Origin of the sequence: Bacillus sp. JJ1773, assembly GCF_036962035.1 — a bacterium.
In the GTDB taxonomy this organism is placed as follows: domain Bacteria; phylum Bacillota; class Bacilli; order Bacillales; family Cytobacillaceae; genus Cytobacillus.
This window is the reverse complement of the sequence record NZ_JBALNX010000049.1, coordinates 89929-104101: the sequence shown is the minus strand read 5'-3', so window position 1 is coordinate 104101 and position 14173 is coordinate 89929. Positions and strand designations below refer to the sequence as shown.

At 39.4% G+C, this 14173-nt stretch carries 12 protein-coding genes and 1 other annotated feature; of the genes, 9 read left to right on the top strand and 3 right to left on the bottom strand.

Features of this window, described 5'->3' with window-relative positions:
* Positions 1 to 24: 24 nt before the first annotated feature.
* A complete protein-coding gene (locus tag V7127_RS14540) occupies positions 25 to 1254 on the bottom strand; it encodes an MFS transporter (RefSeq protein ID WP_335487071.1) in 1230 nt (409 codons plus the stop codon).
* 220 nt (positions 1255 to 1474) lie between these two features.
* Between V7127_RS14540 and V7127_RS14535 the strand changes: the two genes are divergently transcribed.
* The 9 genes from V7127_RS14535 to V7127_RS14495 all read left to right on the top strand — a co-directional run bounded on the left by V7127_RS14535 (position 1475) and on the right by V7127_RS14495 (position 11810).
* A complete protein-coding gene (locus V7127_RS14535; protein WP_335347717.1) occupies positions 1475 to 1906 on the top strand; it encodes a MarR family winged helix-turn-helix transcriptional regulator in 432 nt (143 codons plus the stop codon).
* Positions 1907 to 2008: 102 nt separating this feature from the next.
* Complete coding sequence (locus V7127_RS14530; RefSeq protein ID WP_335347718.1) at positions 2009 to 2482, top strand: chemotaxis protein CheW; 474 nt, start codon at positions 2009 to 2011, stop codon at positions 2480 to 2482.
* A 117-nt stretch (positions 2483 to 2599) separates the two neighbouring features.
* Positions 2600 to 3886, top strand: a complete 1287-nt coding sequence (locus tag V7127_RS14525) for a DNA polymerase IV (RefSeq protein WP_335347719.1) — start codon at positions 2600 to 2602, stop codon at positions 3884 to 3886.
* 82 nt (positions 3887 to 3968) lie between these two features.
* Entirely contained in the window at positions 3969 to 4898 is a 930-nt protein-coding gene (gene rnz, locus V7127_RS14520; protein WP_335487068.1) for a ribonuclease Z, read from the top strand.
* Between the two features lie 70 nt (positions 4899 to 4968).
* Positions 4969 to 5182 (top strand) — a binding site (T-box leader).
* 135 nt (positions 5183 to 5317) lie between these two features.
* Positions 5318 to 6679 carry a sodium-dependent transporter gene (locus tag V7127_RS14515; RefSeq protein ID WP_335487301.1) on the top strand — a complete coding sequence of 454 codons (1362 nt, stop codon included), beginning with the start codon at positions 5318 to 5320 and terminating at the stop codon, positions 6677 to 6679.
* Positions 6680 to 7737: 1058 nt separating this feature from the next.
* On the top strand, positions 7738 to 8577 hold the full coding sequence (locus V7127_RS14510; protein ID WP_335347954.1) for an ABC transporter ATP-binding protein: 840 nt from the start codon (positions 7738 to 7740) through the stop codon (positions 8575 to 8577).
* 20 nt (positions 8578 to 8597) lie between these two features.
* Positions 8598 to 9452 carry an ABC transporter permease gene (locus V7127_RS14505; RefSeq protein WP_335487066.1) on the top strand — a complete coding sequence of 285 codons (855 nt, stop codon included), beginning with the start codon at positions 8598 to 8600 and terminating at the stop codon, positions 9450 to 9452.
* Between the two features lie 45 nt (positions 9453 to 9497).
* The gene (locus tag V7127_RS14500; RefSeq protein ID WP_335347952.1) at positions 9498 to 10517 is read left to right on the top strand and encodes an ABC transporter substrate-binding protein; all 1020 of its coding nucleotides are present in this window, start codon (positions 9498 to 9500) and stop codon (positions 10515 to 10517) included.
* Positions 10518 to 10859: 342 nt separating this feature from the next.
* Positions 10860 to 11810, top strand: coding sequence for a hydroxyacid dehydrogenase (locus tag V7127_RS14495; protein ID WP_335487063.1), 951 nt, complete (start codon positions 10860 to 10862; stop codon positions 11808 to 11810).
* A 209-nt stretch (positions 11811 to 12019) separates the two neighbouring features.
* On the opposite strand, the gene namA is transcribed toward V7127_RS14495, so the two are convergent.
* Positions 12020 to 13039 (bottom strand): NADPH dehydrogenase NamA, encoded by a 1020-nt coding sequence (gene namA / locus V7127_RS14490; protein WP_335347950.1) that lies wholly within the window; start codon positions 13037 to 13039, stop codon positions 12020 to 12022.
* 180 nt (positions 13040 to 13219) lie between these two features.
* Positions 13220 to 14050 (bottom strand): pyrroline-5-carboxylate reductase, encoded by an 831-nt coding sequence (gene proC / locus V7127_RS14485; protein ID WP_335487060.1) that lies wholly within the window; start codon positions 14048 to 14050, stop codon positions 13220 to 13222.
* Positions 14051 to 14173: the final 123 nt, after the last annotated feature.

The window sequence follows — 14173 nt, the reverse complement described above, 5'->3', positions numbered from 1 at the left end:
TCTTAGTAATAATTGGCTGATCCATTAATGACTAGATTCCATTTGATCGACATGGATAACATGCTTGCTATTAGCCCAAATGAACAGCACGGATATGAGTACAAATACTGCCCCTACAATAAACGGGATATGAGGGTTAAACCATTCTGCTAATTTTCCAGCAAAGAATGGAGCGATTGCGCCTCCAATAAAGCGGAGGAAGCTATATGCTGCAGAAGCCGTTGACCGTTCGACTGGCGCCGAATTCATGACAGCTGTTGTGATCAAAGTGTTATTATTTCCTAATAAGGCTCCAGCACAAATAACTGCAGCAATCACTACCCATTGAGTGGATGTCCATATTCCCATAATGAATAAAACGAGGGCAAATAAAATTAGCATCGCACACATAGATTTGACTGTTCCAAATTGCTTCTGCAGCTTTGGCGCCATAAAAACAGAGGTAACTGCAAGCAAAATCCCCCATCCAAGGAATACTAGGCCAAGTCCATGTTCGTCAAGACCCATGACAAATGGTGCAAAAGCCAAAAGGGTGAAGAATCCGAAGTTATACAGCATGGCAGTGATCCCAAAAACAAATAGGGAGCGATGCTTCAAGGCGCGAAATGGATCCATTAAAGACGTCTTTGGACGGGCAGCGCTAACTGTTTTTGGCTTCGGCATCAACGTAATGAGGCCAATAAAGGCAATAATCATTAACACAGCTACCCCAAAGAAAGGACCTCTCCACGACATGCCGCCGAGCCAGCCGCCAATAAGTGGCCCTACAGAAATACCAAGTCCAATTGCTGCCTCATATAAAATAATGGCATTTGCAGTACCGCTCGTTGAAAGGGATACGATGGCTGCTAATGCTGTTGCAACAAAGAGGGCATTTCCAAGACCCCAGCCTCCCCGTAGCCCAACTAGCTCCCAAATTCCGTTTGAAAATCCGCCAAGTGCTGAAAATATGGCAATAATGATAATTCCAGTAAGCAACGTCCATTTAATGCCAAGTCTGGACGAAATCATGCCAGTAATGAGCATTGCGACCGCCATGACAGCATTATAGCTAGTAAATAGAAGGGAAACTTCACTTGGTGTGGCATTTAAGTTCTTAGCAATCGCAGGTAAAATGGGATCAACTAGCCCAATTCCCATAAAGGCAATAATACAGGCAAAGAAGACTGCCCAAACAGATTTTGGTTGTTTAAGAAGCCTCGTCTTTTCCCCTTCTGCTTTTGCCGTAGAAGCTGATTGAGTTATTGATGACATTCTCACATCTCTCCCTTTATTTTATAATTTCGTAAAAAACAAGTTTTTATTAGCTTGCCGATGAATATAAATAGTTGTATTATGAAACTATATTATTGTATTATACAACTATTTTCCAAAGTGTCAATATTGTCCTAAGCAAAAGCTTTCAATTTTTTAGAAATGAAAATAGCTTATGATATAATTAGTACAGATTATTAGTTATTGCGAGGTAGTAAAAATGGATGAGCAAGAATTGGAAACCATTGAACTTGAATTGGCAATCCTAATCCGGCGGACCACATCATTTTCAAATCATAAGAAACTTGGTAATCTTGATCGTTCAGCCTATTTATTATTGCATCAAATAAATGCCCATAATGGATCTGCTGGTGTAAAAGTATTGGCAGAAGAGTTCCAGCTAGATATATCAACTGTAAGCAGACAAACAGCATCGCTTGAGAAAAAAGAATATGTAATTAGAATTCCTGATCCATTAGACGGGAGGGCTTATTTCCTTCAAATTACCGATTTAGGGAAAAAAGAATTGTTTCAATATAAAGAGGCACGAATGGAGAGGGTGTCTGAAGTAATTGAAAGTTGGCCTGACGAGGATAGGAAGTCATTTGGCCGCCTTTTGAAAAAATTTAATCGCTCTGCAATTAATAAATAGGAAATTTTAATTAATTATTAAGAATATACCCTTCAAAAAACTTCTTCCCTTTAGTAATATATACATAGGGGAAATTATCCGCTACACGAGGAGGGGTTGCATTTGGAAGAGACGAATAAAGTTGTTGTGTTTCAAGTTGGAAATGAAGAATATGCGATTCCAATCCGATTTGTCATTTCAATAGAAAAAATAGAAGGAATTACGCCGATCCCTCATCTGCCTGAATATGTGAATGGAATTTTTAAAGTAAGAGGAGATCTGATTCCTGTTATCGATTTTGAAAGAGTTCTATATAATCAGCCTACATCGCCAAATGAAACAACAAAGATTATTGTATTGCAGACAAATGATCTGTCAATCGGAGTAATTGTCAAGGATGCGAAGGAAATCATTGATATTCCGCCTGATAAATTAAAGCAGCTTGGGCTTATCGCATACAAAAAAACAACCTATTTTACGGGTGTTGCTAATTTAGATTCTCGCATTATTACCTTAATAGACCCTTCGCAAATGGTTCAATCATTAGAAGGAATCAAGCAAATTCAAGATTTTATGAAATCACAGAAAGTTACATAATATTTTCAAACAGGGGATGAATGGCCATCCTCTGTTTTTTTTATTATCCTTGCAAGATGAAAGGAGCCTTATTGATTTGGTAAAATAATAGCAGAATAAGTAAAGGGAAGTGTCAGCATGAAACAAATGTATCCGAAAAATGGCCGAGTCATTTTACATGTTGATATGAATAGTTTTTATGCATCAGTCGAAATGGCATACGATCCCACATTAAAAGGGAAGCCGCTTGCAATCGCAGGGAATCCCGCCGAAAGGAGAGGGATCATTGTAACATGCAGCTACGAGGCAAGAAGCTTTGGTGTTCGAACAACTATGCCGCTCTGGGAGGCGAAAAAGCTATGCCCGCAGCTCATTGTTAAAAAGCCGAATTTTGATAGATATCGTGCCGCTTCCATCGGGATGTTTGAGATCCTTAATGAATATTCTGATCTTGTTGAACCCGTTTCGATTGATGAAGGATATGTTGATATTACGAATAGCTATGAGCACGGAACACCGCCCGAAATTGCGGAGAAAATCCAAAAGCAGATTTTCCAGCAACTTGATTTGCCTTGCAGTATTGGGATTGCGCCAAATAAGTTTTTGGCAAAAACAGCTTCCGATATGAAAAAGCCAATGGGAATTACAGTTTTAAGGAAAAGAGATGTTCCTAATATTCTTTGGCCTTTGGAAGTTGAAAGCATGCATGGTGTCGGAAGGAAAACGGGAGAAAAATTGCGGAGTCTTCATATTCATACTATTGGAGATCTAGCAGCTGCAAATGATATCCAGCTTAAATCGGCACTCGGGATTAATGGTCTTCGTTTAAAGGAAAGGGCAAATGGGATAGATCGAAGAATGGTCGATCCAGAAGCTGCTTCTGAATTCAAAAGTGTTGGGAATTCTACTACACTGCCAAGAGACTACTCCAATCAGCAAGAGCTGCTTCATGTAATAGAGGATCTTGCAGGAACAGTTTCCACTCGGCTCAAAAGAAAAAAGGTTCTTGCCGCTGCTTTAAGTATCATGATTCGTTATAAGGATAGAAAAACAGTGACAAGAAGCAAAAAGCTGCCAAACCCGATTCAAAAAAGCGAAGATATTTTTGCAGCCGCAAAGCAATTATTCTTAAAACATTGGAATGGCGACCCTGTAAGGCTGTTGGGAGTTACCGGCATGGAATTAGTGGAACATAATGAAGCAGTTAAACAGCTGGATCTTTTTAATTATGAACTGGAAGCAAAGAAGGAACCACTATTCGAGGCCCTAACCAATTTGCGTGAAAAATATGGTTCACAGATTATTGACACTGCAGCCGGCATGCCAGAAATAAAAAAACAACAGCAAGGGATTGGAACAGAAACTAGCTTTAATAAGGATTTTCTTCATGATTTCTCTACACATTCAGATCAAGAAAAAGGGTAGAGAGATTTCGCTAGTTGCTAGCCATTGGAAAGGATATGGTATAGTAAAAAATAATGAGTTGAACTGAAAAAGGAGAATATTTATGGATGTTTTTTTCTTAGGGACAGGGGCCGGGATGCCTGCTAAGGCGAGAAATGTAACCTCTATTGCGTTAAAGCTACTGGAGGAACGAGGATCAATTTGGCTATTTGATTGTGGGGAAGCTACTCAGCACCAAATTTTACATACATCAATTAAACCGCGAAGAATTGAAAAAATCTTTATTACCCACCTTCACGGCGATCATATTTACGGTCTGCCTGGTTTGCTTTCGAGCCGCTCCTTTCAAGGCGGGGAATCAGAGGTAACCTTATATGGACCAAAGGGTATTAAGGAATATGTGGAAGTATCCTTAGCCATTTGCCAAACTTATTTAAAATATCCTCTAGCGATTATTGAAATTGAAGAAGGGGTCATTTTTGAAGACGAGGAATTTTTCGTTGAAGCCCGGCTCCTTGAGCATGGAATTCCTTCATATGGTTATAGAATTGTGGAAAAGGATAGACCTGGAACCCTACTGGCGGAGAAGCTCCTAGAGGCAGGCATAAAGCCAGGACCTCTTTATAAAAGGATCAAAAATGGGGAGCAGGTTGTTCTTGATGATGGCCGTGTTATTCATCCATCTGAATTTTTAGGACCAGTGCAAAAGGGCAGAATCGTGACAATCCTTGGAGATACTCGAAAATGTGAGGCGGCTATTGAATTGGCTAAAGGGGCAGATATGCTCATTCACGAAGCAACCTTTTCTGCGGGAGAGGAGCATCTTGCCTATGAATATTATCATTCCACAACGACACAGGCAGCAGAGGTTGCAAAATCAGCATGCGCAAAAAAGCTTTGCCTAACACATATCAGCTCGCGATATGATCGAAAGGATTGGCTGAGATTAGTTCAAGAATCGGAAGCTATTTTTTCCAATACCGAAATGGCAATGGACTTTAAAGAGATCTCTATAGCGGTTGGAAAAAAGTAATTTAAAATATTCTTGTTGACATATATACACGGGCATACTATAATCTCACTTAAACTTAAATTATTATATTAGTAAAGCTATGAAGAGAATTAATTAAGTCTTATTTCCCTGTTTTAAGAGAGTTAGTGGCTGGTGAAAACTAACACAAAGATAAGATGAATTTCAGCTTGGAGCTTTTTTACTGTCTTGACTGGCGGTAAAACGGTCATTCCGTTAACATGTTGAGTGGAAAGTCACATGCTTTCAAAAAGGGTGGTACCGCGTGAAATATTCACGTCCCTTTTATGAAGCTGTGGCTTTTTTGTTTTCTCGGAAAAAAATCAGAGTTAATACTCGGAATTTTCCTTATCTTCGAACGAAGACTCTTATGTTAATTAGCACTTATTTTTAATCAGATTTTGATTTCAGGAGGAAGCATGATGCAGCAAGATGAACAATGGTCTTCGAAAATAGGATTTATTTTAGCTTCTGCCGGTTCGGCGATTGGACTAGGCGCGATTTGGAAGCTTCCGTATGTCACAGGAGTAAGCGGAGGCGGAGCATTTATTTTATTATTTTTAGTTTTTTCCCTGCTTATTGGTTTTCCGCTTCTTTTAGGTGAATTTATTGTTGGCCGCAGCACTGGAAAAGAGGCAATTTCCGCATATAAATCGATTGCTCCTCGGTCAAAATGGCATTGGATTGGCTATTTAGGTGTTTTTACATGCTTTCTGTTATTATCCTTTTATAGTGTTATCGGTGGCTGGATTTTTCAGTATTTGTATTATAATGTAAAGGATCTAATTGGAGCGTCTGAAGGCGTTGATTATGAAGCCCTGTTTGGAGCTACTGTATCTAATCCGCTTCAAGTTGTGATTGCTCAAGGCATCTTTCTTATCATTACAATCATTGTCGTTGCGAGAGGCGTGCAAGCTGGAATTGAGAAAATAAGTAAAATCATGATGCCCGCTTTGTTTATATTATTTATCATCTTAATTTTTCGCTCGCTTACATTGAATAACGCTATGGATGGAGTCAGCTTCTTTTTAAAGCCTGATTTTTCAAGCTTAACGTCAGAAAGTGTTCTTTATGCAATGGGACAATCGTTTTTCTCATTAAGTGTGGGGGTATCCGTCATGGTTACCTATAGCTCTTACTTATCTAAAAAAGAAAACTTGCTACAACCAGCTTTATCCGTTGTGATAATGAATCTATTTATTTCTCTTCTTGCAGGACTGGCGATATTTCCGGCAGTGTTTTCTCTAGGTTTTGAGCCAACAGCAGGACCTGGGCTTTTGTTTATCGTTTTACCTTCCGTTTTTGACCAAATTCTTTTTGGCGATTGGTTTTTGCTGCTGTTCCTTGCTTTATTCTTATTTGCAACATTAACATCGGCGTTTTCAATGCTTGAAATCGTTGTAGCTGCGATTACGAGTAAAAAGGGAAAAGGTAGAAGTGCGATTTCTTGGATCATGGGAGCCGCGATTTTCTTAGTTGGGATCCCGTCAGCCCTTTCGTTTAGCACGCTTTCTGATATTACATTTTTCGGAAAAAGCATTTTCGACAGTGCCGACTTTCTTGTCAGCAATGTTTTAATGCCTACCGGCGCATTCCTCATTTCTATTTTTGTTTCTTATAAAATGAAGAAAGATTTATTAAGAAGTGAACTGATTCAAGGATCAAAAGGATTCCATCTAATTTTTACTGTGTGGTATTTATTGATGCGATATGTTGTTCCACTTGTTATTATTATCGTCTTTTTAGATTCATTGGATTTTCTAAGATATATAGTTGAAAAGTAGCGGAGATTTATTTGAGAAAGGCGGCAATTTATTTGCGAAAAAGCACAAAACAGGACGGGAAAGTTCTCCCATCCTGTTTTATTTTTTAGACCAGCCCCGCTCGTATTCTCAATACAGTGGCTTGTATTCCAATTTTAGGAAGCCGTTTAGCGGGAGTCTGACCCTAAAGAAATCCCAAAGAAACCAAAAAATATATTTGAAAACTTTGTTATATTTTAAAAGTATTTTCTTAGTGATCATTACATACGTCTTTACAAAGCGGTTGTACAATTTCCCTACACTTAACGCTTTCTACCAAATAAACTGTTGCTATGCGAGACTGCACATTCAGTTCTTCAAATAGTTTACGAAATAGAATATATAGAGTATTCATATAATTTATTCCGAAAATTCCCAAAAGTTAGTATTGACTAATTTTTCTGTAAATGGTTTAATGATATCCAAGTGGTAGGGTCACTGATCCTACTCATTAAATTTCATAATTTCATAATTTCATAATGATGAAGGAGGCAGGTAAAGTGAGCAAAGCAAGTTCAGCTGCAGCTGTTGGTGAAAAGAAGCTGTCAACGAAACACGATTTTCTCATTCAAATTGATTCTTTTTGAATTTATTTGATGCATGATCAAATTAGCCAGACTGCATGATATATAGCATTATAGGACCATCAATTAATTTTATGCCCATAAGGAATATCACCCTTTGCGACTACCTCGACTGTTGAATTGTCATCCATGTACACACCGATGACCTTTTCACCTTCTTTAATTTTGCTCGTTGCCACACCTACATGATCGCCTTGATTGCACGACAAAATAACAAAATTCGCTGTTTTTATCAACGAAAAAGATGGTTGCCATTCTTAAAGGAGCAATACTAACACTTATTTTAAAATTTCTGAAAAATTTAAAAACTATCGATAATACCAAATACTTGTTGTCCGAACATAATGTAGAAGACTGGATTTCCTATAGGGTAGCAGTAAAAACTATTAAATTGCTTTAACTTTCCAGGTTCACATAAATTTGTTCTGCTTCAAATTATAAGGAGGTCAGTACGAAATGGGAAATCAACAACAATTACCCACGCTAGATAGAAGCCTTTATGGCGATTCCCAGGCAGGTAAGCAAAGAGAAAATGAACATAACGAACAGCCACAACAAATATTATCCGTGAAAAATGTAAAGATTGGGTACGAAGTTGAAAATGAATTTAACCTAGTAATCAATGATATTAGCTTTGATATTCGGTCTGGAGAAACAATAATGATGATCGGACCTTCGGGATGTGGAAAATCGACTTTGTTAAAGACGATTGCTGGTTTTAACAAGCCTATTGCTGGAGATATTTTACTTGCGGGACGTACTGACCTAGAGCCTGGGCCTGACCGTGCTGTTGTCTTTCAGGAGCACGATCAACTTTTTCCTTGGCGAACAGTTTTCGATAATTTAGTTTATTCCCTGCGTGTCACCGGTCGGAAAAAAAGTGAAGCCATTGATAGCGCAAAATACTACCTTGAAATGACAAATCTTTCAAGGGCTCATGATCTATATCCTCATCAGTTGTCTGGTGGTATGAAACAACGTGTAGCAATTGCACGTGCTCTCGCCCTTGAACCTTCAATGCTCTTGATGGATGAACCATTTGGTGCTTTGGATGCGCTTACACGCACTCGCTTACAGGAAGAGCTAAGGTTAATTGCTGAAAAAACACGTGTGACTATTTTTTTTGTAACTCATAGTATTGAAGAGGCAGTGCTTCTCGCTGATCGAATCATCGTACTCACTCATCCACCATCGTACATTGCGGAAATTGTCAATGTTGGCGATAAGGCCAAAAACTTGGAAAGCGACGAATCCATCGAGATACAACAACACTTGCGTAAACTGTTAGGAAGCTAGATTAATAGGGGGTGACAAATATGTCGATAGAAAGTAAGGTTCTTAAAGAAGCGCCAGTGAAAAGTAAAGTAAAAGGAAATAATTTTTTTTCATGGTCCCAGTTACCCGCATGGGCAAGACAAACACTTCTTTTAGTCGTTATTCTGCTATTGTGGCAAATTACTTTTAAGGTAATGGACATAAACCCTTTACTCTTATCAAGCCCTTCGGAAATTGGAAAAGTGTTCTGGCAAAATTGGATAAATGGGACTCTCTTGAGCGTAACTGTAGCTACAATGAAAATATTACTCCTCGGTATGTTTATAGGGATTGTTGTTGCTGCAATATTAACTACTCTTGCTACTTGGACGCAAATAGGAAATGATTTACTTACATTACTTACGGCGGTATTAAATCCAATTCCGGCAATAGGTGTGTTGCCTCTCGCAATTATTTGGTTTGGCCTAACCCCTACTTCTCTAGTTTTTGTACTAGCTAATGCAATCACATGGCCAATTGCAATCAATGTTAGCATGGGCTTTCGCACGGTTTCTCCAACAATTCTGATGGTAGGGAGAAATTTGGGACTGCGCGGATGGAGATTGGTAAAAGACGTTTACATGCCAGCTGCGTTACCTCACATGATCTCTGGTCTAAAGACAGGATGGGCATTTGGTTGGCGGACCATTATTGCGGCTGAGTTGGTTTTTGGTGTTGCGGGCAGCGGAGGCGGTCTTGGCTTTTTTATCAGTCAGGCGCGCTTCTTCTTGAAAATTCCTGATATGTTTGCCGGTCTTGTGACGATTTCTTTGATTGGGATATTGTTTGATGTGTTGTTCAATCAAATTGAGAAGAAAACTGTTATCAGGTGGGGTATGAAGGCTCAAGGTAAATAAAACAAATTTTCAGTATGTTGAAAATTGGAAAAGGGGTGTTGGTTGATGTTGAAAGTCCGGGGTTTAAATAAAAATTTCTTTATTATGATTATATCATTCACTATGTTTCTGTTTCTTGCTGGATGCGGCGGCGGTTCGGCGGAACAGGCTAATCAAAAAGATGGCGATAATAACGTTGCCAAGCAAGACATGACCATTGTTGTTCAACCGGGTCTTGGATATGCTCCATTAACTATTTTACGGGAAATGGCTTGGCTTGATGAAGAACTTCCAAATGTGAATATTGAATGGAAAACCTTGGCTTCGGGTGCTGCGATTAGAGATGGTCTCCTTGCCGGTCAAATTCAGGTTGGTGCAGGCGGAATTGGTCCCTTTCTTCTCGGTTGGGATAAGGGAGTGAAATGGAAAATTTTGAGCTCAATGGACAACATGGAGTTATGGCTTATGGGTAAAGATCCTAACAAACAAAGTTTAGAAGACTTCGGCCCAAAAGATCAAATTGCGATGCCCGGGCTGGATTCAATTCAATCTGTTGTTTTACGAAAAGGTGCGCTTGAACAACTGGGTGATGCAAGAAGTTTAGATGAAAATATGGTCGCATTAGAGCACCCAACCGCTATGCAAGCTCTCTTAAGTGATCAAATTTCTGCGCATCTCACTGCCCCGCCATACCAAATGCAAGAGGAAGCTGAGGGTGCACACATAATTTTAAAAAGCTATGAACTTTTCGGGGAACACACCTTCAATAGTATTTGGGTTACAGAAGATTACTATAATGATAATCGCGAATTAATGAATGTCTTATACAAAAACGTTCAACGAGCGATTGATTTGCTAAACGATGATCCAGATCAAGCCGCCGAAATTCTTTCAAGAGATTCCGATGGGAGTCCTTCGGCAGAACAGTACAAAGAATGGATAACGCAAGACTATATTAAGTATACTTCCAAGCCCAATGGATTCATCAATTTTGCTGAGGTCATGAAGGAGCTGAAAATGATTGACAAAATCCCTGCTTGTGAGGATATCTTGCATGATACACTAGGGAATCCTGGCGAATGCTGATGGTCGTACGAACGATGATTATATCGGACTACTTCATTCTTGACACGGATCGGATTGGCGCTTGAATGTGTTAAATTCAACATATTATTCCATACCATCATGTTAACGGTGCCGGAGCACTTTGCAAAAATGCTTGAATCTGACAATGACTAGGTAGGCAAAACCCCGTGAATATGCATAAGGATGTATATTCACGGGGTTTTGTGACTACTTGTGAAAATTGTAGCCCCTGAATTCATCTAGGTGAACGGAATCGAAATCCAAGTAACTGACGAAGAAATAATAAGAATCAGCAAGATATTAAAAGAAAATTTAAATTTATTTATTTAGGGAGGGTATATCATGAAAGTATTGGTCACCGAAGTAATGTGGGAAGAAGGACTTGTGGAATTGAAAAGGCTGGGCTTTGATGTTCATTACGACTCACATTTATGGAATGACCGCGAGGCCCTTCTAGAGCGAGTCAATGATGTTGATGCACTCATAGTACGGAATCAAACAAAGGTAGATAAAGAGCTGCTTGAGAAGGCTCTTGAATTAAAGGTCATTGGCAGGTTAGGAGTCGGATTGGAAAACATTGCAGTAGATGATGCGAAAAAACGTGGAATTCAAACGGTTGTTCCTCGTTATGCGAACGCCACCTCTGTTGCAGAATATGTGATGGCGGCAATATTGATGGCGAACCGGCCGCTTTTTTTAACAAATGAAGATGTTAGAAAAGGAAACTGGGACCGGAAGCAACATACTGGCAGGGAAATTTTTCATAAAGTGATTGGGCTCGTTGGGCTCGGCGAGATTTCCCACCGCGTTGCGAAACGGGCAAAAGCGTTCGGCATGAATGTAATCGGATACGATCCTTTTTTAACCCCATATGATCATATCGTTGCAGAAACATCCGTTCAATTGAAAAATACGTTGGAAGATGTGTTAATCTCAGCTGACTTTATTTCTATACATGTTCCACTTACCTCATCAACAAAAAATTTAATATCTGAGTCACAGCTATCCGCCATGAAACAATCGGCTTATATTATAAACACTTCTAGGGGTGGTATTATAGATGAAGAAGCCCTTTACTACGCATTGAAAGAAGGAACGATAGCGGGAGCATATTTAGATGTTTTGGAATCGGAGCCGATCGATCAGATGAACCCGCTGCTACAATTGGACAACGTCATTTTTTCACCGCATATTGCCGGGCTGACTACCGAGTCTCAAGTTCGGATATCCTTATTGGTCGCACAAGAGGTTGGAAAAGTACTTGATGGGAGAGGGTCTCTATGTCTTGTATAAGGCTCCTTGCTTAAATGCTTCAATCGTGTCTTGAATTTCTTCAATATACCTATCGTAGTTGTAAAAAAGTAATTATATCGTCATTTTTTGATTCTTTGAATATTATTTAAGAGAGATAGCTGAAAAGCAGCGGAGAGTTATTTGCGAAAGCGGCAAATTTGTTTGCGGAAAAGCACAAAACAGGATGGAACTCCATCCTGTTTTATATTTTATATCCAGCCCCGCTCATATTGCTTAGGTGATTCGATTATTACTCCGAGCTCTTTGGCTGCAGTTCTTGGCCAAAACGGATCTCGCAGAAGCTCGCGTCCGATAAAGATTAAATCAGCGCGATTATTTTGCAGTATCTCTTCTGCATGCAGTGGGGATGTAATTAAACCGACTGCGCCTGTTGATAGATCAGCAGCTTTTTTAATTTTTTCAGCAAACGGTACTTGATAGCCCGGATACGTATGTATCCTAGCAGGAACAACTGCACCCGAACTGCAATCAATTAGGTCAACGCCTTGCTCCTTCATCCAGCCTGCCATTTGAACATAATCGTCCACATCTAAACCTTCTTCATGATAATCATTTGCTGATATTCTAACAAAAAGCGGCCCGTCCCAAACAGAATTAATAGCATCAATGATCTCACGCAGGAATAGGTAACGATTTTCTGCTGAGCCTCCATAATTATCTGTACGCTTGTTTGATAATGGGGAGAGAAATTCATTAATTAGGTAGCCATGAGCCCCATGAATTTCTATGACATCAAAACCTGCTTTTTTTGCTCTTACAGCTCCTTGCTTAAATGCTTCAATCGTGTCTTGAATGTCTTCAACCGACATTTCCTTTGGTGTTTTCATTTTTTCATTAAATGCGAGGGCAGAAGGGGCAATAATTTCTCCTTCAAGAACTGCTTTTCTCCCAGCATGGGCAAGCTGGATACCTGTTGCTGAGCCGTGTTCCTTCATTAAATCAGTTAGCTCTTTTAATCCTTCGATATGTTCATCGCTCCAAATACCTAAATCATTAGGCGAAATTCGTCCTTGGGGTGTGACAGCAGTAGCTTCAATAATAATGAGTCCAACCTGACCGGCAGCACGGCTCGTATAGTGAGTTCGATGCCAATTTTCCACCTTCCCGTCTTCATTAGGGCAAGAGTACATACACATTGGCGACATGACAATTCGATTTTTAAAGGTCGTGTTTTTAATTGTAAACGGGGAAAATAGCTTTGTTTCCATAAAGAGCCTCCTTTTTTACTTCATAAATAGTATATCAATGAAGTACAGTTTATAGAAAAAATTGCCCCAATATTTGGTAGTCCTTTTTATGCAATTTGCTCAGTCGATATTTCGTACCTCTCGCAACTCCTAGGTGTAAATGTCAGGATACTGGCAAGAGTGATGGGGTTCAAAATGTTTTTACACACTAATTTCTGAACCGAATGCCTTGCCAAGTCTTTTTGACTGTGCAGCAGCTTCTTTTATACAATCAATAAACGCATTTTGTACACTATAGGAATCCAAAATTTTAATTCCTGCTTCAGTTGTTCCGCCTGGGCTTGTCACCTCTTTACGCAGTTGCTTTGGCTCTTTCGTTGACTTTGAGAGCATTTCAGCCGCACCAAGTAATGTTTGCACAATCAATTCCTTCGCAACCGTCTTTTCAAGTCCGATGTCCATTGCACTTTTTTCCATTGCTTCCGCGAGATAGTATATATAGGCTGGTCCGCTGCCAGACAATCCAGTGACAGCGTCAAGCTGCTCTTCCTGTACAATCGTTGTTAAGCCAACGGTTTCAAACATTTTCGAAACTAGCTTCATTTGCTCGTTCGATACTTTTTCATTGACTGCAAGTGCAGTTGCGGATTTTCCTACAGCTGCTGATGTATTTGGCATGGCTCTTACAATAGACAGTGGCTTTTCCGCCAGCTTTTCAATACTGCTAATTCCTACTCCAGCTAAAACGGATATCACAAGGATTTCTTCTGTTAAGTAATTCTTTATTCGTGAAATGGCATCTGCCGCATCTTTAGGCTTCATTGCGAGAAAGACCATATCAGTATCTTGAAAAATTTCATCTAATTGATAGGTCGATTGGACACCGTATCGGTTTTGAAGCTCAGTTAATTTTTCTTGATCAGCCTTATTCGTTACCCAAATCCTCTTGCTATCAACTAATTTATTTTCAACTAAACCAGAAATTAATGCTTCTGCCATGGATCCTGCACCGATAAAAGCTATTCTCTTCATGTTGTGACCTCCTTAATTAATATTTATTGTTTTATTAAACAGTAGTTATGAACGTTCAGAGAAAATAAAAAAGCCCTCTCATCCATGTAAAGGACGAAAGGACTTTTGCTTTTCGTGGTACCA

Excerpts from the sequence above, each read along its gene's own strand:
- V7127_RS14525 (WP_335347719.1), top strand. The coding sequence starts at position 2,600 with ATGAAACAAATGTATCCGAAAAATGGCCGAGTCATTTTACATGTTGAT.
- proC (WP_335487060.1), bottom strand. The coding sequence starts at position 14,050 with ATGAAGAGAATAGCTTTTATCGGTGCAGGATCCATGGCAGAAGCATTA.
- V7127_RS14515 (WP_335487301.1), top strand. The coding sequence starts at position 5,318 with ATGCAGCAAGATGAACAATGGTCTTCGAAAATAGGATTTATTTTAGCT.
- V7127_RS14540 (WP_335487071.1), bottom strand. The coding sequence starts at position 1,254 with ATGTCATCAATAACTCAATCAGCTTCTACGGCAAAAGCAGAAGGGGAA.
- V7127_RS14510 (WP_335347954.1), top strand. The coding sequence starts at position 7,738 with ATGGGAAATCAACAACAATTACCCACGCTAGATAGAAGCCTTTATGGC.
- rnz (WP_335487068.1), top strand. The coding sequence starts at position 3,969 with ATGGATGTTTTTTTCTTAGGGACAGGGGCCGGGATGCCTGCTAAGGCG.
- namA (WP_335347950.1), bottom strand. The coding sequence starts at position 13,039 with ATGGAAACAAAGCTATTTTCCCCGTTTACAATTAAAAACACGACCTTT.
- V7127_RS14495 (WP_335487063.1), top strand. The coding sequence starts at position 10,860 with ATGAAAGTATTGGTCACCGAAGTAATGTGGGAAGAAGGACTTGTGGAA.
- V7127_RS14505 (WP_335487066.1), top strand. The coding sequence starts at position 8,598 with ATGTCGATAGAAAGTAAGGTTCTTAAAGAAGCGCCAGTGAAAAGTAAA.
- V7127_RS14500 (WP_335347952.1), top strand. The coding sequence starts at position 9,498 with ATGTTGAAAGTCCGGGGTTTAAATAAAAATTTCTTTATTATGATTATA.
- V7127_RS14535 (WP_335347717.1), top strand. The coding sequence starts at position 1,475 with ATGGATGAGCAAGAATTGGAAACCATTGAACTTGAATTGGCAATCCTA.